The organism is Providencia sp. PROV116, assembly GCF_028482485.1.
Lineage (GTDB): Bacteria > Pseudomonadota > Gammaproteobacteria > Enterobacterales > Enterobacteriaceae > Providencia > Providencia rettgeri.
Window position 1 is genome coordinate 1 of the sequence record NZ_JAMPQO010000013.1, and the last position, 21,290, is coordinate 21,290.

The 21,290-nt window shown below is 41.0% G+C and carries 18 protein-coding genes, 2 tRNA genes and 1 other annotated feature; of the genes, 5 read left to right on the forward strand and 15 right to left on the reverse strand.

Annotated features, from left to right (window positions below):
- Window positions 1-142 precede the first annotated feature (142 nt).
- The 3 genes from clpB to rluD form a co-directional block, all read right to left on the reverse strand.
- A complete protein-coding gene (gene clpB, locus PSE72_RS09730) occupies window positions 143-2,716 on the reverse strand; it encodes an ATP-dependent chaperone ClpB (RefSeq protein WP_004913979.1) in 2,574 nt (857 codons plus the stop codon).
- 123 nt (window positions 2,717-2,839) lie between these two features.
- Window positions 2,840-3,574 carry a purine nucleoside phosphorylase YfiH gene (gene yfiH, locus PSE72_RS09735; protein WP_115166719.1) on the reverse strand — a complete coding sequence of 245 codons (735 nt, stop codon included), beginning with the start codon at window positions 3,572-3,574 and terminating at the stop codon, window positions 2,840-2,842.
- Complete coding sequence (rluD, locus tag PSE72_RS09740; protein ID WP_004913983.1) at window positions 3,574-4,551, reverse strand: 23S rRNA pseudouridine(1911/1915/1917) synthase RluD; 978 nt, start codon at window positions 4,549-4,551, stop codon at window positions 3,574-3,576. The genes yfiH and rluD overlap by 1 nt, the downstream gene beginning before the upstream one ends.
- Before the next feature lie 137 nt (window positions 4,552-4,688).
- On the opposite strand from rluD, the gene bamD reads away from it, so the two are divergent.
- The 3 genes from bamD (at window position 4,689) to pheA (ending at window position 7,690) form a co-directional block, all read left to right on the forward strand.
- The gene (bamD, locus tag PSE72_RS09745; RefSeq protein WP_004913985.1) at window positions 4,689-5,420 is read left to right on the forward strand and encodes an outer membrane protein assembly factor BamD; all 732 of its coding nucleotides are present in this window, start codon (window positions 4,689-4,691) and stop codon (window positions 5,418-5,420) included.
- A 479-nt stretch (window positions 5,421-5,899) separates the two neighbouring features.
- A complete protein-coding gene (raiA, locus tag PSE72_RS09750) occupies window positions 5,900-6,232 on the forward strand; it encodes a ribosome-associated translation inhibitor RaiA (protein ID WP_004913987.1) in 333 nt (110 codons plus the stop codon).
- A gap of 138 nt (window positions 6,233-6,370) precedes the next feature.
- Window positions 6,371-6,491, forward strand: a sequence feature (Phe leader region).
- Between the two features lie 26 nt (window positions 6,492-6,517).
- Entirely contained in the window at window positions 6,518-7,690 is a 1,173-nt protein-coding gene (gene pheA / locus PSE72_RS09755) for a bifunctional chorismate mutase/prephenate dehydratase (RefSeq protein WP_198641897.1), read from the forward strand.
- 50 nt (window positions 7,691-7,740) lie between these two features.
- On the opposite strand, the gene PSE72_RS09760 is transcribed toward pheA, so the two are convergent.
- The 8 genes from PSE72_RS09760 to ffh form a co-directional block, all read right to left on the reverse strand.
- On the reverse strand, window positions 7,741-9,309 hold the full coding sequence (locus PSE72_RS09760) for a methyl-accepting chemotaxis protein (RefSeq protein WP_004913992.1): 1,569 nt from the start codon (window positions 9,307-9,309) through the stop codon (window positions 7,741-7,743).
- A 316-nt stretch (window positions 9,310-9,625) separates the two neighbouring features.
- On the reverse strand, window positions 9,626-10,747 hold the full coding sequence (gene tyrA / locus PSE72_RS09765) for a bifunctional chorismate mutase/prephenate dehydrogenase (protein ID WP_115166718.1): 1,122 nt from the start codon (window positions 10,745-10,747) through the stop codon (window positions 9,626-9,628).
- 13 nt (window positions 10,748-10,760) lie between these two features.
- A complete protein-coding gene (locus tag PSE72_RS09770; protein WP_042851650.1) occupies window positions 10,761-11,855 on the reverse strand; it encodes a 3-deoxy-7-phosphoheptulonate synthase in 1,095 nt (364 codons plus the stop codon).
- 659 nt (window positions 11,856-12,514) lie between these two features.
- Window positions 12,515-12,868 carry a 50S ribosomal protein L19 gene (gene rplS, locus PSE72_RS09775; protein WP_004264827.1) on the reverse strand — a complete coding sequence of 118 codons (354 nt, stop codon included), beginning with the start codon at window positions 12,866-12,868 and terminating at the stop codon, window positions 12,515-12,517.
- A gap of 41 nt (window positions 12,869-12,909) precedes the next feature.
- Window positions 12,910-13,674, reverse strand: a complete 765-nt coding sequence (gene trmD / locus PSE72_RS09780) for a tRNA (guanosine(37)-N1)-methyltransferase TrmD (protein WP_198641904.1) — start codon at window positions 13,672-13,674, stop codon at window positions 12,910-12,912.
- Window positions 13,675-13,712: 38 nt separating this feature from the next.
- The gene (gene rimM, locus PSE72_RS09785; RefSeq protein ID WP_004914024.1) at window positions 13,713-14,258 is read right to left on the reverse strand and encodes a ribosome maturation factor RimM; all 546 of its coding nucleotides are present in this window, start codon (window positions 14,256-14,258) and stop codon (window positions 13,713-13,715) included.
- 18 nt (window positions 14,259-14,276) lie between these two features.
- Entirely contained in the window at window positions 14,277-14,525 is a 249-nt protein-coding gene (gene rpsP / locus PSE72_RS09790; protein ID WP_004914031.1) for a 30S ribosomal protein S16, read from the reverse strand.
- A gap of 136 nt (window positions 14,526-14,661) precedes the next feature.
- Complete coding sequence (gene ffh, locus PSE72_RS09795; RefSeq protein ID WP_004914034.1) at window positions 14,662-16,023, reverse strand: signal recognition particle protein; 1,362 nt, start codon at window positions 16,021-16,023, stop codon at window positions 14,662-14,664.
- Window positions 16,024-16,409: 386 nt separating this feature from the next.
- On the opposite strand from ffh, the gene PSE72_RS09800 reads away from it, so the two are divergent.
- Together PSE72_RS09800 and PSE72_RS09805 are read left to right on the forward strand one after the other, a co-directional pair.
- Window positions 16,410-17,201, forward strand: a complete 792-nt coding sequence (locus PSE72_RS09800; protein ID WP_004264820.1) for a cytochrome C assembly family protein — start codon at window positions 16,410-16,412, stop codon at window positions 17,199-17,201.
- A 42-nt stretch (window positions 17,202-17,243) separates the two neighbouring features.
- Entirely contained in the window at window positions 17,244-18,530 is a 1,287-nt protein-coding gene (locus tag PSE72_RS09805) for a CNNM domain-containing protein (RefSeq protein ID WP_115166716.1), read from the forward strand.
- Between the two features lie 86 nt (window positions 18,531-18,616).
- On the opposite strand, the gene luxS is transcribed toward PSE72_RS09805, so the two are convergent.
- The 4 genes from luxS to PSE72_RS09825 all read right to left on the reverse strand — a co-directional run bounded on the left by luxS (window position 18,617) and on the right by PSE72_RS09825 (window position 21,287).
- Window positions 18,617-19,132, reverse strand: a complete 516-nt coding sequence (gene luxS / locus PSE72_RS09810; RefSeq protein ID WP_004914042.1) for an S-ribosylhomocysteine lyase — start codon at window positions 19,130-19,132, stop codon at window positions 18,617-18,619.
- Between the two features lie 153 nt (window positions 19,133-19,285).
- A complete protein-coding gene (gshA, locus tag PSE72_RS09815; RefSeq protein WP_115166714.1) occupies window positions 19,286-20,845 on the reverse strand; it encodes a glutamate--cysteine ligase in 1,560 nt (519 codons plus the stop codon).
- 195 nt (window positions 20,846-21,040) lie between these two features.
- A tRNA-Arg gene (locus PSE72_RS09820) sits at window positions 21,041-21,117 on the reverse strand.
- Between the two features lie 93 nt (window positions 21,118-21,210).
- Window positions 21,211-21,287, reverse strand: a tRNA-Arg gene (locus tag PSE72_RS09825).
- Window positions 21,288-21,290: the final 3 nt, after the last annotated feature.

Genomic DNA, 21,290 nt, shown 5'->3' on the forward strand with positions numbered 1-21,290 from the left:
GTGTTTTTTTGAAAATAATTTTCAAGTGATGATATTTTATACTTTACGTCCAATTCTCAAACAAAAAAAACGGTTTTATACGTAATTTGATATAAAAAAGGTGGCTATTATTAGCCACCTTTTGATTTCACAATAACATCAATTACTGTTTAGCAACGATTTCGTCATTTTCTACATCTAAAATGACAGGTTTACCTGGCAATAACTTACCCGACAAGATTTCTTGTGCCAGAGGGTTTTCAATTTCCTGCTGAATTGCACGTTTCAACGGCCTTGCTCCGAAGATTGGGTCAAAACCAGCCTCCCCAATTTTCTCAAGTGCCGCTGGTGTTGCACTGACTTCATAACCATGCTCTTCAAGGCGTTTATATAAACGAGCCAATTGAATATTGGCAATATTCGTAATTTGCTCTTTACCTAATGGATGGAATACAACGACTTCATCTATACGGTTAATAAATTCAGGTCTGAAACTATGGGACACCACTTCCATCACCATATCTTTCATTTCTGAGTAACCAATCATGCCAAACCTTTCTTGGATTAAGTCAGAACCCAAGTTGGATGTCATGATGATTACTGTATTACGGAAGTCTACCGTTCTACCTTGCCCATCCGTTAAACGTCCATCATCAAGCACTTGTAATAAAATGTTGAAAACATCAGGGTGTGCTTTCTCAACTTCATCCAATAAAATGACTGAGTAAGGACGACGTCGAACTGCTTCAGTTAAATACCCACCTTCTTCGTAACCAACATATCCAGGAGGTGCGCCCACTAAACGTGATACCGCATGTTTTTCCATAAATTCAGACATGTCGATACGAACCATTGCATCATCGCTATCAAACATAAAGTTTGCTAACGCTTTACATAACTCAGTTTTACCTACCCCTGTTGGCCCTAAGAACATAAACGAGCCAATTGGGCGGTTCGGATCTGATAACCCTGCACGACTACGACGAATTGCATTCGATACTGCAACTACAGCTTCATCTTGTCCAATAACACGCTGATGGAGTTGCTGTTCCATACGTAACAGTTTCTCTCTTTCGCTTTCTAGCATTCGAGATACAGGAATGCCAGTCCAACGCGCTAAGATTTCTGCAATTTCAACATCTGTTACTTTATTACGTAACAGTTTCATGCTTTTACCTTCAGCTTTCGTTGCCGCTTCAAGCTGTTTCTCTAATTCTGGAATTTTACCGTATTGCAATTCGGACATTTTTGCCAAATCACCCATACGGCGTGCTTTTTCCATCTCGATACGTGTATTTTCAAGTTCAGCTTTAATATGCTGAGTACCTGTTAATGATGCTTTTTCAGCTTTCCATTCTTCTTCTAACGCAGAGTACTCACGTTCTTTCTCTGCGAGCTCTTCTTCTAACATCTCAAGACGTTTTTTACTTGCATCATCCGATTCTTTTTTCAGCGCTTGCTGTTCAAGTTTGAGCTGAATAATACGGCGTTCCAGCCTATCTAAGGATTCAGGTTTCGAATCCATTTGCATACGTAAACTTGCACCCGCTTCATCAATTAAATCAATTGCTTTATCGGGTAACATACGGTCAGTAATATAGCGATGCGATAACGTTGCCGCTGCCACAATCGCCGGGTCAGTTATTTGCACGTGGTGATGCAGTTCATAACGTTCTTTTAAACCACGTAAAATAGCAATTGTGTCTTCAACGGATGGCTCTGCCACATACACTTTTTGGAAACGACGCTCTAATGCAGGGTCTTTCTCAATGTATTGGCGATACTCATCCAATGTGGTAGCGCCAACACAGTGTAATTCACCGCGAGCCAACGCAGGTTTTAACATGTTCCCCGCATCCATCGCACCATCTGCTTTACCTGCACCAACCATGGTGTGTAATTCATCAATAAACAGAATGACGTTACCTTCCTGTTTGGCAAGATCATTTAGAACGGCTTTCAGACGCTCTTCAAACTCACCACGATATTTCGCACCCGCAATCAGCGCCCCCATATCAAGGGATAATACACGTTTGTTTTTTAACCCTTCTGGAATTTCACCATTTACGATACGTTGCGCTAACCCTTCAACAATTGCTGTTTTACCTACACCTGGTTCACCAATCAGCACAGGGTTATTTTTAGTACGACGTTGCAGTACTTGAATGGTCCGACGTATTTCTTCATCTCGACCAATTACTGGGTCTAATTTGCCTTGCTCTGCACGTTCGGTTAAATCAACTGTATATTTTTTCAAGGCTTGGCGCTGGTCTTCAGCGCTTTGGTCATTCACTTTTTCTCCACCACGCATCTGTTCTATTGCCTTTTTTAAATTATCTTTATTAACACCTGCTGCTTTGAGCATGTCTGCTAATGTCGTATTGGCTTCTAAAGCGGCGACAAGAAATAATTCTGAGGAGATAAATTCATCTCCGTGCTTTTGTGCCAACTGATCACATAAATTCAAATGACGCATTAAGTCACTTGATGGTTGAACATCTCCCGCAACACCTTGCACTTGAGGTAAACGCCCTAATGCATCTTCGACTTTTTGCTGGAATTGTACGGCATTCACGCCTAACGTCGTCAGCAATGGACGAACTGTGCCACCCTCTTGATTAAACAGGGCACTTAATAGATGAATAGGTTCAATAAACTGGTTTTCGCGCCCAAGGGCTAGTGATTGGGCGTCAGCGAGAGCTTGCTGGAATTTATTAGTTAAACGGTCCAGACGCATAACACCTCCAATAAATGAGATTAAATTTGCTACTGGATACTAGATGAGGTCAGTTTTTAAATATTCAAGTTTTGCAAGGAATTATTTTTGATATATCCGTTAATTTAGAACAAAACCCCAATACTAGGTATTTATCCATATCAATGAAGCCATCCTGCCGGTTTTTCCTTCCCTTCGATAGGAAAAAAATCTGTTTTCATCTGTTACTGTACAAAAATCACCACCATAGACCTTCGTTACGCCAGCAGCTTGTAGTCTTTTACGCGCTAACAAATAAATATCAGCTAGATATTTATCGTTATAAGGAATAAAAGCAGAGGCTAAATCAGACGATTGATTAACAAAAGCCTCTTTGACTTCCTTACCGACTTCAAATTTCTCAGCACCAATAGCGGGGCCAAGCCAAGCGATAATTTCATTTGCAGGGCTAATAAATTGATTGATTGTATTTTCAAGAACCCCATGACATAGCCCGCGCCACCCTGCGTGGGCTGCTGCCACTTCCGTTCCTGCTTGATTAGTCAATAACACAGGCAAGCAATCCGCAGTCATAATGGCACAAACTTGGCCAACCTGATTACTGTACACGGCGTCCGCTTGCCTATTATGAATTTTATCACCAACAAGCTGAAGCACATCCGTTCCATGAACTTGCTCAAGCCAAACTGGTTGTTGTGGTAGCTGAGCAAGCGCCTCAAGGCGTTGACGATTTTCACTGACGGCATTGGGTATATCCCCAACATGATCACCTAAATTCAAGCTATCAAAAGGTGGCAGGCTCACACCACCCACTCGAGTTGTACTACAGCTAGCTATATTTTTAGGTTGTGGCCAATCAGGGAAAATCAATGTATTCATTACCAGTCCATATCGTCTTTATGCAGTTCAGTATCTGCTTTTAGAGCTTCAATAAGCTTAACCATATCATCAGGTAACGGTGCATGCCACTCCATTTGAATACCTGAGATTGGGTGATATAAACGCAACATGGTGGCGTGCAGTGCTTGCCTATCAAAATTACGCATGACCTCTAAAAACTCCTCTGTCGCCCCTTTTAATGGACGCGGCCGCCCACCGTATAAAGGATCACCTATTAATGGATGATTGATATGGGCCATATGAACTCGAATTTGGTGTGTTCTACCCGTTTCCAGACGTAAACGTAAACGAGTATGAGCTCTAAAGTGTTCCATTACACGATAATGCGTTATGGCTGGTTTGCCCATTGGGTGTACAGCCATATGAGTTCGTTTAGTTGGATGGCGAGAGATAGGTTCTTCTACCATACCGCCCGCAGTCATACGACCGACCGCAACTGCTTCATATTCACGCGTAATTTCTCTACGTTGCAATGCTTCGACAAGGTGTGTTTGAGCTGGAACGGTTTTTGCGACAACCATTAAGCCTGTTGTGTCTTTATCTAAACGATGAACAATACCCGCCCTTGGCACATCTGCAATTTCAGGATAACGATATAATAACGCATTCAGAATGGTGCCATCTGGGTTTCCTGCCCCGGGGTGGACAACTAAATCACGCGGTTTATTAATAATTAGGATATCTTCATCTTCATAAATCACATTAAGTGGGATATCTTGTGGTTCCCAGCGATTATCTTCTTCAATGAGGGCATCGATTAAAATTTGTTCACTGCCGAAAACTTTTTCTTTTGGCTTATTGATAACTTTGCCATTAACCTGCACTCTATCAGCTAAAATCCATTCTTTTATGCGAGAACGTGAATAATCAGGGAACAATTCGGCCAAAGCCTGATCTAAACGTTGACCAAGCTGTGATTCAGCGATAGTTGCACTAAGTTGTACTTGTTGAGCCATAAATTAATCTACTTTTTGGTGTTTGTGTTTTGACGGCAGTGCCGTTTCATTTAAAATATATGCTATTGTAACTCGAATTTTGCCGGGAGCCTTATGGATAGACTCCCTCGAAACACTCAGAGGATAACCTACACGTGATGATACGTATGAAAAATCTGGTGGCTGCAGCCACGTTGAGCCTGATTTTAGTCGGCTGTTCCAGCACTCCTGAAGTCAGCCCTGATAGCTCCCCTGCTGAAATATATGCAACGGGTCAGCAAAAACTACAGGACGGCAATTTTAAAGCAGCGATTAAACAATTTGAAGCTCTTGATAACCGTTATCCATTTGGTCCATATGCTCAGCAGGTTCAATTAGACCTGATTTATGCATATTATAAATCAGCAGAGTTGCCAATGGCGATAGCCGCGATTGACCGTTTCATGCGTTTGAACCCAACTCATCCAAATATTGATTATGTCCTCTATATGCGAGGCTTAACCGCGATGGCCCTGGATGATAGCTTATTGCAAGGCCTCTTTGGTATTGACCGCTCAGACAGAGATCCACAGCATGCACGAGTTGCATTCAAAGATTTCAGTCAGCTAGTTCGCTACTATCCTAACAGCTTATATTCCAATGATGCGAGTAAGCGATTAGTTTACTTAAAAGACCGTTTAGCAAAATTCGACCTTTCTGTTGTCGAATACTACAACAAACGCGGTGCTTATGTCGCGGTTGTTAATCGTGTTCAACAAATGCTAAAAGACTACCCAGACACAGAAGCAACACGTAATGCCTTAGCATATATGGAAATTGCTTATAATGAGATGGGGCTAAACCAAGAAGCGAATAAAGTTGCGAGTATTATTGCTGCGAACCCACAATAATATCATCATGAGGTCTAAAACAGCAGCCAAGGCTGCTGTTTAGGTTGTTGACAAAGCGGGATAAAAGCGTGTTTTTTTCCGCTTTGTGTTATCAGCCGAAAATCAATAAATCGATTTTCCTAATTTATTTTAAAAACCTATTAGCCTTGCTACCAAACATAATATGTTTGTCAGCAGTCTGAACAGCAGCCTTGGCTGCTGTTTTTCTTTGCTAGCGGCCGATTTAGTTGCTTGCTCATTTAGGGTGCTAATTTTAACCCAAAAAAAGTTCCGGCTATTTACCGTTCCCCTAGCCAACTTAATCAGTGTCCCTTAATCCATTCATTTTGGCAATGCTTTTTCCCCCCTTTTTTATGTGAAATCACACTTCAGATGACCACTATTCTTCCTCTGAATGAGATGTGATCTATATCAATTTTTTCTTAGTAAGAACGGGTATTCTAAATTCAACAAAGACGGAAACAATGAGAGGTAACTATATGATAGTGAACATTACTAGCAAACAAATGGACATTACCCCAGCGATTCGTGAGCACATTGAGAGCCGTCTAACAAAACTCGATAAGTGGCAAGCATCCTTGATAAATACGCATGTTGTTTTATCAAAAGAGCCACAAGGTTTTATGGTTGATGCCAACATAAAAACAGCGACAGGAAAATTGGTCGCAAGTGCCAAGCATGAAGATATGTACGTTGCAATTAATGAACTAATTAACAAACTCGAAAGACAACTTAATAAAGTGCAACATAAAGGAGAATCAAGAAGAGCATATAATAGTGTAAAAGAAGCGAATAATACTGTTACGTTATAATTTTATATTATCTATCAACTAATCTTGAACCTTGTAAACGCGCTCGCTATGGGCGCGTTTTTTATGTTTCTGATCCTTACCTATTGACTTCTTAGTGAGTATCGGGTTTATTTAAATTGAATCGACTAAAGGTATTCATATGAATCTTAATTTTGTTTTCTTTTTCTTCTTTTTTAGCAACTCCTAATTAGGGGCTTTTGTCGTTCGAGAAAGAAAAGAAGACAAAATTAGAAAGCCCCCTCTAGGGGGCTTTTTTTATATCATAATATTAACAGGGTAGGCAGCATGGAAAACAGCACTAATTTATTGAAAGTAAGAGAAAAAATAAGTCAACTGGATAGTGAATTACTAAATCTTTTAGCAAAGCGCCGTGGTTATGCTGTTGAAGTCGCTGAAACAAAAATTGATGATAGCCGCCCTATTCGTGATAAAGACCGTGAGCGTCAGCTTCTTGATGTTTTAATCAACAAAGGCAAACCGCTAGGGCTTGATGGCTTTTATATCACCCGCCTATTCCAAATGATTATTGAGGACTCCGTTCTTACACAACAGGCGATTTTACAAAAACATTTAAATTTAACCCCGAGTGATACTGCCCGTTTCGCATTCTTAGGGCCGAAAGGTTCTTATTCACATATTGCTGCACGCCAATATTCAGCCCGTCATTTTGACCAACTGGTTGAATGCAGTTGCCATAAATTCCAAGATATTTTTTCATTAGTTGAAAGTGGGCAAGCAGAATATGGCATTTTGCCAATAGAAAACACCAGTTCGGGTGCAATTAATGATGTTTACGATTTACTGCAAAATACATCATTATCAATCGTTGGAGAGATTCGACTCCCAATAAACCATTGTCTCTTAACAACAGGAAATACTGATCTCAGCCAGATTAAAACCGTGTATAGCCACCCTCAGCCTTTTCAGCAATGTAGCCAATACTTAGCGCAATTCCCTCACTGGGAAATAAAATATTGTGATAGTACATCAACTGCAATGCAAATGGTCGCAGACCAAAACTCACCGAGTGTCGCGGCACTTGGAAGTGAAGCCGGCGGCGCGTTATACAATTTAAGCGTAATAGAACATAACCTCGCTAATCAGCAAATTAATATGACTCGGTTTATTGTTGTTGCACCGCAACCAATTGAAGTCACGGAACAAGTCCCCGCTAAAACAACACTACTTCTTACCACTGGTCAACAAGCTGGTGCCTTAGTGGATGCATTAGTTATTTTGAAAAATAATAAGATAATTATGAGTAAATTAGAATCTAGGCCAATTAATGGTAAGCCTTGGGAAGAAATGTTTTATGTAGATGTTCATGCAAACTTACGTTCAGATAATATGCAGCAAGCTTTGAGAGAACTTTCAACAATTACTAGATCAATTAAAATATTAGGCTGCTACCCATCTGAAAATGTGGTGCCTGTTGAACCTGAAAAAATTACACCTTAATAAAATATAATCTGGCTGCACTTTTATCAGTGCAGCCTATTTAGCGGAAACTATATTGCTGCTTTAGGCTGATGACTCGACGATTTAACTCTGAAATAATTCACTAACTCCTTCAAATGATATGCTTGTTCATTTAAGGAGTCCGCAGCAACAACAGATTCTTCAACTAAACTCGCATTTTGTTGTGTGGTTAAATCAAGTTGCCCTACCGCACTATTAATTTGAGAGATTCCATCGCTTTGCTCACGGCTAGCTTGCCCAATTTCACGTAGTAGCGCATTCATCTCTTTTACACTATCCACCATGCCATGTATTTGCTGAGTTGCTTTTTCAACAAGTTCCATGCCTTCTTGCGTTTGTGACGATGAGTTTTCAATCAACCCGCGAATATCACTCGCTGAAGCTGCACTTTTTTGTGCTAATAATCTCACTTCCCCAGCAACAACGGCAAAGCCTCGCCCATGTTCACCAGCTCTTGCCGCTTCAACGGATGCATTCAATGCTAAGATATTAGTTTGGAATGCAATCGAGTCTATTAGGTTAATAATTTCTGTCATCTGTGATGACGAACCGTTGATTGCTCGCATTTTGTTCGTAACTTGGCTCATCATATCGCCATTATTTTGCACAATAATCGCTGCTTGGTCTGCAAGCATACTTGCTTCATGGGTGTGCTCAGTCGTGTTTTGAACAGTTGAAGTTATTTGCTCCATTGAACTAGCCGTTTCTTCAACTGATGCGGCTTGTTCTTCGGTACGTGCGGCAAGGTTTTGGTTCCCTGCAACAATTTGCCCTGCTGCCGCCGAAATACTTTCAGAACCTTGCTGAACTTCTTGGACGATTTCCAGCAAGTGTTCTTTCATATCATTAAGTGCATTTAGCAACACACCCGTTTCATCTTTTGAGGTGACCTGGATATCTTTAGTCAAATCCCCATTTGCAATTGACTGAGCGAAATTAACCGCATTTTCCAATGGTCTAGTAATAATAGTCGTAATATACCAACCCATTACGCAGCCCGCAGCGATACTCAAGATTGAGAGCACAGCCAGTAATAATTTATTACTTTCATAGTCTGCATTGACTTTCCGGCCGATCTCTTGCATCTGCAAGTCTTGAATTGCCATCAATGTTTGAATGTGATCTCGATAATCCCGCTGAATACTCGAAGTTTTCGTCATCATCTCATCAATCGCCGCTTGCCGATTATTTTGTTGTAAGAATACATTCATACGTGCCAGCGATGCATGGAACTGTTGGCGGATCACGCGTAAATCTGCCAAAATTTCTTTAGAACGATCATCAGTGACACTGCTTTCTAGTTTTTCTAACAACTCTGTTATTTTCAGTGTAATTTTAGCAAGCTCTTCACGGCGCTTATCACTACCTCTGTCATCAAGTAAAATCAGCTCTTGGATCCCAATAAAGGAATAAAAGTTATCCATCATCTGCCCGGCTGTCGAAGCAATAGGATAGCTTTCATAAAGTACCTGCTTCATTCCTTCATTAGCCCGGTTCATATTCGCTAAAGAAAATATTGAACTTAAGATAATAAGCGCAACAAAACCACCAAATGCTATCGTTAACTTCATACTGATTTTGAGATTTTTAAAAAACATATATTTACCACGCTAGTCATCATTTAATGAGTAGTGTTATCGGTAAAACAGATAAGATCTTTATCATATAAATCGATCGATTTATAAATATTAATTTTAAAAATTGATTAATTTGGAATTAAATAGTGAATAAATTCAATTTTAGGCTAATTAGCATATTATTCGATAGAAATTATAATTATAAGTACAATTACTTATTTTAAATAAAGATTTCAAGTGAGATTAACTAAAATGGAAGAATATGGAAGACAGCGATACATTAACACCACAGATAAAGCCCCCTACCGCAATAAAACACGATAGAGGGTGAGGATGATTATTTTCGATTATCGTTTGCTCGTTGCAGTAATGATTGGCTTTCTTTCATAAAATGATGGGCATCTTCGCCGAACCACTGGCTAACTTGATTAAATTGGTGGATAAATTCCTCTTTATCTTTTTTCTCAAGTAGCATTATTGAGTCCCCTAACAATTGGTGATACCTCCGTATCAATTCAACGTTTTCATCAGAAGACATAATAATATCTGCATACAGTTGAGGGTCTTGTGCAAACAGCCGCCCAACCATCGCGAGCTCTAAACGATAAATAGGCGATGATAAATCAAGCAGTTGCTGTAAATCGATATTTTCCTCAGCAAGATTTCGTCCATAAGTAAATGTTGTAAAGTGCCGTAATGCCTGAATAAAGCTCATGTTTCTATCGTGCTCTGATGCTGAAATCTCTTTCAAGCGAGCTCCCCAAACTAATAGCTGTTCAAGGAACCACTGATAAGACTCCGAGCTACGGCCATTACAATAAGCAAATACTTGCTTTGCAACGCTACCAATATCAGGGCCAAACATCGGATGAAGGCCAAGTACGGGCCCATCATGCGCAGCTAACATCGCTTCTATGGGCTGTTGCTTAATTGACGCGATATCCATCAAGATCGTGCTTTTATCCAATTTAGGCAGTTGGTTGATCACTTGTACTGTTAAGTGAATAGGTACACTGATGATCACAACGCTCGCACCAGCAACTATAGACTCTGCTTGCGGCCAATCACCTTCATTCAATATTTTGACTTGGTAACCTGATAAAGTCAGAAGGCGGTGGAACAACCGCCCCATTTTCCCATCACCGCCCACAATCACAATGGGTCCAGCTGATGGGTTCAATGTTTTGAACCCTTTATCATTTTCACGTGCGTAAGATTCACGCATGATCCGCCTTAGAATATCCTCAATCAGATCAGGTGGGATCCCCATACGCTCAGCTTCAGCGCGACGTGCGGCCAACATACTGGTTTCGCGCTCAGGCACATAAATCGGTAAGCCATGTAAGCTTTTCACTTCACCGACTTCAGCAACCAATTGCAGCCTTTTTGCTAATAAATCGAGTAACGATTTATCAACTTCATCAATTTGTTCCCGTAAATGGGATAACTCAACAGACATACCAATACCTTGATCAGCTCACTTTACTCAATTTTTGCGCACGTTGTTCAAGCACAGGTAGTAATGCCTGATGCAATTTACGCAATACCGTTTCCGTCGTTTGCCAGTTAATGCAGGCATCAGTTACTGAAACACCGTATTTCATTGAGTCACGGGCTTGTTCTGATGTTTGATTCCCTTCATTAATATGGCTTTCTAGCATAATACCTGTAATTGATTCATTACCATTAATAATTTGTTCAATAATAGAATCAACAACTAATGGCTGACGGCGGTAATCTTTATTTGAGTTTCCATGGCTACAATCCACCATAAGTGATGGCTCTAAACCCGCTTTTTTCATTTCAGCTTCACAAGCCGCAATGTCCTCTGCGCTGTAGTTTGGCATTTTACCGCCACGTAAAATAACATGGCCGTTACTATTGCCTTTAGTATGTAATAAACAAACTTGGCCAGATTGGTTAATCCCCATAAAACGGTGTGGCATGGCAGCTGCTTTTAATGCATTAATTGCGGTAGATAAACTTCCATCCGTTCCATTTTTAAAACCAACAGGCATAGATAAACCCGATGCCATTTCGCGGTGTGTTTGTGACTCAGTGGTTCTTGCACCAATGGCAGACCAACTAAATAGATCCCCTAAGTATTGAGGATTGTTAGGATCCAGTGCTTCTGTCGCTAATGGTAACCCCATATTCACTAAATTAGTCAGCAAGTCACGAGCAATATGCAGGCCTTTTTCCATTTCAAAAGAGCCATCCATAAATGGATCACTAATCAAACCTTTCCAACCCACGGTTGTACGAGGTTTTTCAAAATACACACGCATCACAATATATAAGCTATCACTTAATTCTTCGGCTAATACTTTCAGACGCTCACCATATTCAATAGCAGCATCCACATCATGGATTGAGCAAGGACCACATACCACGAGTAAGCGAGGGTCGCGTTGATGAATAATGTCAGCAATCACTTGGCGCGATGTCGCAATGGCATGCAGGTTGCTGCGACTCAGCGGATATTTCTCTTTCAGACTCTCAGGAGTGATTAATACCTGCTCGTCTTGAATATTCACATTGTTGAGTACATCTTTTTGCATGATCATTTTTTACCTACTTAATTAGCTTATATTTGCTTAGTTTGTTATTTACGTATTGTGTTTGGTTGTATGACTAATAACATACCATGCATCGTAAACAATTCAATCCATTTATGTAAAATATTTCCACACATGTAAAACATTATTTACACAACAGTAGTGAATTGATAAATGTATGAATTTACATAAAATTAACATTTATAATATTTAAATTAGAGTTCAACACCAATTTTTAGTAAATATTTATTTACAGATTAAGATGTTAATCTCTCAGCTATATTCTAAATAGTTCGAGTTGTAGCAAGGCGGCAAAGGAATGAGACGCTAGGAGCATACACAAGTATGTGACTAGTGCGAATGAGTGCTGCCAACACAGCTACAACTTGAAATATGACGAATATAGGTATGTGACCTGTGTGGCTGAGCGCAGCCAACACAGCTAGGACTTGAAATAAACTTTCTCAGCTATATTCTAAATAATTCGAGTTGTGGCTAGGCGTCAAACGAGGTTATCTCGGGGAGCATACATAAGTATGTGATCCGAGTAACCTAGAGAAGACAACAACGCCACAGCTTGAAGTATGACGAATATAGTGGTGAATATAAAAAGGCCCGCAAATGCGGGCCTCTCTCATAACATAACTTTCGGATGTAGCGAAAGCGTATTACTTGGCGTTCAGACGCTCTTTGATACGAGCTGCCTTACCAGAACGCTCACGCAGGTAGTACAGTTTAGATCTGCGAACAGCACCACGACGTTTAACTGCAATGCTATCTACGACTGGTGAGTGAGTTTGGAATACACGCTCAACACCTTCGCCGTTAGAAATTTTACGAACAGTGAATGCAGAGTGCAGACCGCGGTTACGAATAGCGATAACCACGCCCTCGAATGCCTGCAGACGTTTTTTAGAGCCTTCTACGACCCATACCTTAACTTCCACGGTGTCACCCTGACGGAATGAAGGTACGTCCTGCTTCATTTGCTCTTGTTCAAGTTGTTTAATAATGTTGCTCATAATAACTCTCTTACCCTAGGTAAACTGATATGTTTAGACAATTAATTGTCTGGATTCATTTGTTGCTTGGACTGATATTCAACTTGGAATTCAGTCAGCAACATCCTCTGCTCGTCAGTCAGAGCTAGGCTTTCCAGAAGCTCAGGTCTTCTAAGCCAGGTACGGCCAAGTGATTGTTTCATGCGCCAGCTATCTATTTTAGCGTGGTTTCCTGAAAGTAAAACTTCCGGAACCTGCATGCCGTCTAACACTTCAGGGCGGGTATAGTGTGGACAATCTAACAAACCATCTGCAAAAGAGTCTTCTTGGGCAGAGGCTTGATGACCAAGTACCCCCGGTATAAACCGTGAAACTGAGTCAATCAACACCATCGCGGGGAGCTCCCCACCACTGAGAACGTAATCACCGATTGACCATTCTTCGTCAACTTCGGTTTGAATGATACGCTCATCAATGCCTTCATAGCGGCCACAAACAAGAATCAATTTCTCATTGGTTGCCAGCTCGCAAACACCGTCTTGACTGAGTTTGCGCCCTTGCGGTGAAAGATAAATAACCTTTGCACCAACACCAGCCTCAGTTCTTGCTGCGTTGATTGCATCCTTAAGCGGTTGCACCATCATCAGCATGCCTGGACCACCACCATAGGGGCGATCATCAACAGTTTTGTGCCTATCGTGAGTAAAGTCACGCGGATTCCAGCACTCAAATGTTAGCAGGCCATTTTTCACTGCCCGACCAGTTACCCCGTACTCGGTTATTGCGCGGAACATTTCGGGAAACAGGCTAATTACACCAATCCACATCATTTCGTCCCACTTATCAAAACCGTTCAACCGGAGATTTAAAAACCAGGATCCCAATCCACTTCAATAAGTTTGGTATCGAGATCGACTTTCTTGATAACCTGCCCATCAAGAAACGGAACTAACCGCTCCTTGATGCCAAATGCATCTTTTAAATTCGCCTTAATGACCAGTACATCATTTGAACCGGTCTCCATCATGTCAGTGATGGTACCAAGGTCATAGCCTTGTAACGTCACTACATGGCAACCCATCAGGTCTTTCCAGTAGTATTCGTTTTCTAACTCAGGAAGTTGGGTTGAATCAACCGCAATCTCAAAGTTAGTCAAAAGCGCAGCTGCATCGCGGTCATCGACCCCGTTCAGCTTGACGATGATATCCTTGTTATGATGTTTCCAATCTTCAATTTCAATGTGTTGCCATTGACCTGAGCGTTGGATAAACCAAGGCTGATACTCAAAAATACTTTCAGCATGTTCGGTGGACGAAAAAACTTTGAGCCAACCACGAATACCGTACGCTGCACCTAATTTCCCCAATACGATTGGGTTTTCAGGTGGCTGTAGTTTAGTTTGCTTGCTCATTGTTACCACCGCGACAGATTAAGCTGCTTTCTTAGCTTGTTTGACCAGTTGTGCAACACGGTCAGAAATAGTTGCGCCTAAGCCAACCCAATGCTCAATACGGTCCAGGTCTAAACGCAGTTCTTCTGCTTGACCAGCAGCGATCGGGTTGAAGAAACCGATACGCTCAATGAAACGACCGTCACGCGCATTGCGGCTATCGGTTACAACGATTTGGTAGAACGGACGTTTTTTAGCGCCGCCACGAGATAAACGAATTGTTACCATAACATCCTCATTAGTTAACAAAACAACCAGACTCCATCGAGGGATAGAGTCCGGCTGTCATATAAAAAGCCCGAAAAGTTTACTCACTTTGACGCAAAAATCAATCAAAAGTGCGTTTTCTTTGAGGCTTTATTGCTTAACGCCCCGGAAAACCCGGAGGCATCATACCCTTCATACCGCGCATCATCTTGGCTAGACCACCTTTTTTCATTTTCTTCATCATGCGTTGCATGTCATCAAATTGTTTTAAGAGGCGGTTAACTTCTTGCACGGTAGTTCCCGAACCTGCCGCAATACGACGTTTTCGCGAACCTTTAATAATTTCAGGTTTTTCACGTTCTTTACGTGTCATGGAATTAATCATCGCTTCCATACGAACGGTGATTTTATCATCCATTTGGGACTTAACGGCATCCGGTAACTGAGACATCCCGGGCATTTTGCTCATCATGCTCGCCATACCGCCCATATTACGCATTTGCTTTAATTGACTTAAAAAGTCATTTAAATCAAAGCCATCCCCTGTTTTAAGTTTTTTAGCCAGCTTTTCAGCTTCATCGCGGTCAACTTTATGCTCAATCTCTTCAATCAGAGAAATTACATCACCCATACCGAGAATACGCGACGCGACGCGCTCTGGATGGAATGGTTCTAAGGCGTCAGTTTTTTCACCAACCCCTAGAAATTTAATGGGTTTGCCTGTAATTGCGCGAATAGAAAGCGCCGCACCGCCTCGCGCATCACCATCGACCTTGGTCAACACAACCCCAGTCAGTGGCAAGGCTTCATTAAACGCTTTCGCTGTGTTTGCCGCATCCTGTCCTGTCATCGCATCGACGACGAATAAGGTTTCAACTGGCTTAATAATGCGGTGAACTTCTTGGATTTCTTCCATCATCGCTTCGTCGACGTGCAAGCGACCCGCGGTATCTACTAACAGCACATCGTAGAATTGCAATTGTGCGTGTTTTAATGCTTTTTGAACAATAGCAGCGGGTTTTTCTTGTACTTCCGAAGGGAAAAAGTCAATTCCAACACTTTCAGCTAACGTCTCTAATTGTTTAATCGCCGCGGGGCGATAAACGTCAGCAGAGACAACTAATACTTTTTTCTTTTGTTTTTCTTTTAAAAGCTTACCTAATTTTGCAACGCTGGTTGTTTTACCCGCACCTTGCAAACCCGCCATTAAAACGACCGCAGGAGGTTGTGCGGATAAATTAAGTTGGTGGTTTTCATCCCCCATCGCCCGAGTCAGTTCATTTTGAACTATTTTGATGAACTCTTGGCCTGGTGTTAGACTTTTATTGACATCTTGCCCAACCGCATTTTCTTTAACTTTTTGAATGAATTCACGGACTACTGGCAAAGCAACGTCAGCTTCCAGCAAGGCCATGCGAACTTCGCGTAGTGTTTCTTTAATATTTTCATCAGTTAGACGCCCACGCCCACTGATATTGCGCAACGTGCGCGATAGTCTGTCAGTTAAATTATCAAACATATGTCTTAGCTCAATTCTGTTGATGGGCCGATGTCAGCCTGATCTGGTTGCTAATACAGATAATTTCAAGTGCGTGTTATCTAACAACTTGAATTATAAGCATCAATGCCTTCACAATGATGAAGGAAAACCAACACTAAAAATAATTGCGGCAAAATAATGCCCCATTGTAACATGCCCGCAGTTTTTTCGCTGCCCCCTGTTTGAAACGGATGATACAGGTTATTATGGCTTGAATTTAATAATACGAACCAACCCCGTAGGCACATGAAGTGCTATCCGCAATGAATATATTGCGATTGGCCCGTCCAATAGTTGGAGCCTGCACTCGTACAAGTTATACTATGAAATAACTTTCCACTAAAAATGATTAACGACACTATACTATGCCCGTATTTGCAGTCATAGCAGTTTGTACATACATGGTCAGTCTGTTACTGATCGTCCCCGGCCAAGTGCGTAAACAGCCGTTTTACCGCCATCTCGCGCTTTTTCTTGCCGTTGTTGCGTTAGTAACTCACGCTATTACATTGAAATTCTTGATTTTCAGTGAAGCCGAAGGACAAAACCTCACTCTGTTGAATTTAGGCTCAACAGTGAGCTTACTCATGTGTGTGATTATGACTGTTGTCGCTTACTGGGGAAAGGCTTGGTACTTAACGCCCATAGTCTATAGTTTTGCCATCATTAACTTGATGCTGTCAACGCTAATGCCTGGTGAGTTTATTACGCATCTCGAAGCTCGCGTCCCCCTGTTTGTTCACATTGGCCTCGCTTTGTTGAGTTATGCAACACTCCTTATTGCGGCTTTATATGCATTACAAGTGGCTTTAATTGACCATCAACTAAAAAACAAAACCTTAAAATTTAGTCCCGATATGCCACCGATGATGGTGATTGAACGTAAAATGTTCCATATCACTCAAGTTGGTGTCATTTTACTAACTCTGACCTTATGCACTGGCTTTATTTATATGGATAATATTTTTGATAAAGAAAATATTCATAAATCAGTGTTATCCGTTATCGCTTGGTTTGTTTATATCACTCTACTTTGGGGGCATTTCCATGGAGGATGGAGAGGTAAGCGCGTCCTATTTTTCCATGTTGGCGGCTCAATCATCTTAACTATGGCTTTTTTTGGTAACCGTCTAATACAGGAGTTTATGGTATTTTGACGCAAATAAAGTCACTACTTTCACCACATAAGGAAACTTGTTTTGGATGATGTGTCCACGAGTACGCTAATCATCATATTGATTGTTTTAATTTTTATGTCAGCCTATTTTTCTGCATCAGAAACTGGGATGATGACGCTAAACCGTTATCGGTTAAAACATTTAGCAAAACAAGGTAATCGCTCAGCGATACGTGTTGAGAAACTGCTTAAACATCCTGACAAGCTGTTAAGCCTAGTCCTTATCGGTAACAACTTAATCAACATAGTTGCTTCCGCATTAGCCACTATTATCGGTATGCGACTATATGGTAACGCGGGTGTAGCGATGGCAACCGGGATCCTGACTTTTGTGATCCTCATTTTTGCCGAAGTTATGCCAAAGACACTGGCAGCGCTGTACCCTGAAAAAATTGCATTTCCAAGTAGCTATCTCTTAAAACCATTGCAAGTCGTTATGATGCCTATTGTTTGGGCATTTAATACTATTTCAGCACTACTGTTACGTTGCATCGGGGTGAAGTCACTAACCGCACGAACTGATGCGGTTAATAAGGAAGAGCTACGCACCATTGTTAACGAATCAAAGCATAAAATTAGCCGCCGAAATCAAGACATGCTGATTTCAATTTTAGACTTAGACAAAGTCACAGTTGGCGATATTATGCTCCCCAGGAATGAGATTGTTGGTATTGATGTCAATGATGACTGGAAATCAATTATTCGGCAGCTTACGCACTCCCCTCATGGCCGTATTGTGCTTTATCGCGATTCACTTGATGACTCTATTGGCATTTTACGCGTCCGCGAAGCGTACCGTCTCATGATGGAAAAACGTGAATTTAATAAGCAAAACCTCATTAAAGCTGCAGATAACATTTATTTTATTCCTAACAGTACACCGTTAAATGTTCAGTTAGTTAACTTCCAGCACAATAAAGAAAAACTCGGGATTATTGTTGATGAATATGGTGAGATTCAAGGCCTTATCACTGTAGAAGATATCTTAGAAGAGATAGTTGGTGATTTCACCACCTCTATGTCGCCATCCTTAGCTGAAGAAGTTTTGCCACAGAGCGATGGGAGCGTTCTTGTGGACGGTTCTGCTAATATTCGTGAACTGAATAAGGCTTTTGATTGGAATCTCCCTGTAGATGGTCCTAGGACGGTTAATGGCATGGTTTTGGAAGTCATCGGTGATATTCCACAACTTGAAGAGCAAATCGTGGTAGGGCATTACCTTATCGAAGTACTAGCGATGAATGAAAACATCGTTAAGCAGGTCAGGATCACACCTCTTACTTTTAGTTCTCAAGTTCCCAACCTTTGATTTCTTCATAAACTTGCCATTAAATTCTTCTATAAAAATAAAAAGAGCCTTAATTGGCTCTTTGCATAAAGAATATTTGATAAAAACTAAACGTGTAGCTGTTCAAGTTTCTCAGCAGGCAATGCTAACTCATCGTTCTTATTGATACCAATTTCAGATGCAAGAACATTACGTGCAATTTGCTGAGCTTCTTCCAGTGAGTGCATTTTATATGTGCCGCACTGATAGACATTCAATTCAGGAATTTTGTTTTGGTCTTTCACCTGCAAAACATCTTCCATTGCTGCCTTCCATGCATTAGCAACACGCAGTTCATCGGGCTGACCAATAAGGCTCATATAAAAACCAGTACGGCACCCCATTGGTGAAATATCAATAATTTCAACACCATTACCATTGAGGTGATCACGCATAAAGCCTGCAAAGAGGTGCTCTAAAGTATGCGTCCCTTTTTCTGTCATGGCTTCTTCATTTGGTACAGTAAAACGCAAATCAAAAACCGTGATGGTATCACCACTTGGTGTTTTCATGGTCTTTGCCACACGTACAGCAGGCGCTGACATGCGAGTATGATCGACAGTAAAGCTATCTAATAATGGCATTTTGTGACCTCCTCAAAAATAAAAAATATTTTCTAAAATAAATGAAACTATTTTGAAAATGCAGAGTCTGAATTATTGAAAGACGCGCAATTTGTTATCATCCCTAATTCTCTAAGAGATTTTTTATTTGGCCACCTAGAGTGGCCATTTCTTTTAGCGTCCTGCATGAATGCGTAGATAGTCCTCAAAGCTTTCGCTCTCACTTTGTTCCATCTTCGCTTGCTTCTCTATTGAAGCCAATCGTGCTTGCTCAAATTGCTCTTCAGTTATCACTTCATACGGTTCATTCACTAACTGTTCAAAATATTTTTCAGCTAGTTCTAACCCGTAGCCACCAATGCCTTTTTCTAACATTTCATCCATAACAAGCGCTGAATATGTGAGAGTTGGGTCTTTAAACATAGCGACAAATTGGTGACAAACTTCTTGATATTTTGCATCGCAACAAGTGTCTAACACTTCAGCCACGCGGATCAAGTCATTAAATAATTGCTGTCCAACTTCAACTAACGGCTTAACTTCGCTACCACAACCGAAACCAATAACTTGACCTGGCTTACGACCTTCAAGGATGACACGATTCCAGTTTTGACGGCAACAGTCTAATTCTTGTGCATTCATTTCAGGCGCATCAGCGAGTACACACCATATTAAGAATAGATCAACAAAACGAGCTTGAGTTTCATTAACGCCTATTGCACTAAATGGATTGATATCAAGTGAACGGACTTCAATGTACTCAATACCACCGCGCAATAATGCATCGGAAGGTGATTCATTGCCTTTAGGAACGCGTTTCGGGCGTATTGGGGCGTAGAGCTCATTTTCAATTTGTAGCACATTGGTATTTAGTTGAATATATTTGCCGTCTTTTTTGACACCCAGTTTTTCAAATTCAGCTGAAGGCTTATGGATAGCTTTTTTCAGGTTTTCTACATATTCATCCAATTTATTGAATGTGATATTTAAATCACTTTGTGATTTATTTGTATAACCTAAGTCACTCATACGTAGAGATGTCGCATAAGGCAAGTAATACGTACCACAGTCCGTTTTATCAAATGACAGCGACGTCTCCCTATCTTTCAAAAAAGAGCCGCAAATCGCCGGAGAGGCGCCAAATAGATAAGGAATAACCCAACCAAAGCGGTAGTAATTTCTAATCAGACGTAAATAGCCTTCAGAAATTTTTTCTTTACCGCTTTCTTCATCTTCAATACCTGCCCATGCTTGCCAAAATTCAATCGGCAAAGAGAAGTTATAATGCACCCCTGCTATCGTTTGCATCAAAGCACCATAACGATTTTTAAGGCCTTCACGGTACAGCGTTTTAAACTGCCCCACATTAGAAGAGCCATATTGCGCAAGAGTGATTTTATCTTCACTTTCAATAAAGCACGGCATACTCAACGGCCACATTCTTTCATCTTGAAGGTGACGAGCTGTATAGCGGTGTAAATCTCGCAAGAAAGCCAAATTATGGCTAATGCTTTTATCTACAGGAGTAATAAATTCGAGTAGGGACTCCGCAAAATCTGTCGTGATCCATTTATGTGTTAAAGCTTTTCCCAGCCCTTCTGGATGCAAGGTCTCTGCAATTGCGCCTGTTGGGGTTACACGCAATGTTTCACGCTCTATACCACGTTGAATACCATTTAGTGTTTCTGGGTGCGCCTCTAACCATGAGAGCGCTTTCGATACGTCCGGGATCAAGTCGACCTCCCGCCTGTGATGTTAATTTATTTTATTAAGGCAATTACTTTAGCTTAAATCACATAAATTGTCGCTGTCTAGATGTGTGGTTTATGAGGGAATAAATCAAAGATGCATGGAAAATGCGATTTAGTTAATTTTATGAATGGTAATTTTAGGCAAAAAAAACTCCTCAAATGAGGAGTTTCTTAATGATGGTGCATCCGGGAGGATTCGAACCTCCGACCGCTCGGTTCGTAGCCGAGTACTCTATCCAGCTGAGCTACGGATGCAAATTCATTCGATTTTGAATCGATATATTCTCAGTAACTTATCTGAGTTAAATTAAAAGATATTATTGATATGCTAAGTTATTAGCTAAGAGATGGTGCATCCGGGAGGATTCGAACCTCCGACCGCTCGGTTCGTAGCCGAGTACTCTATCCAGCTGAGCTACGGATGCATA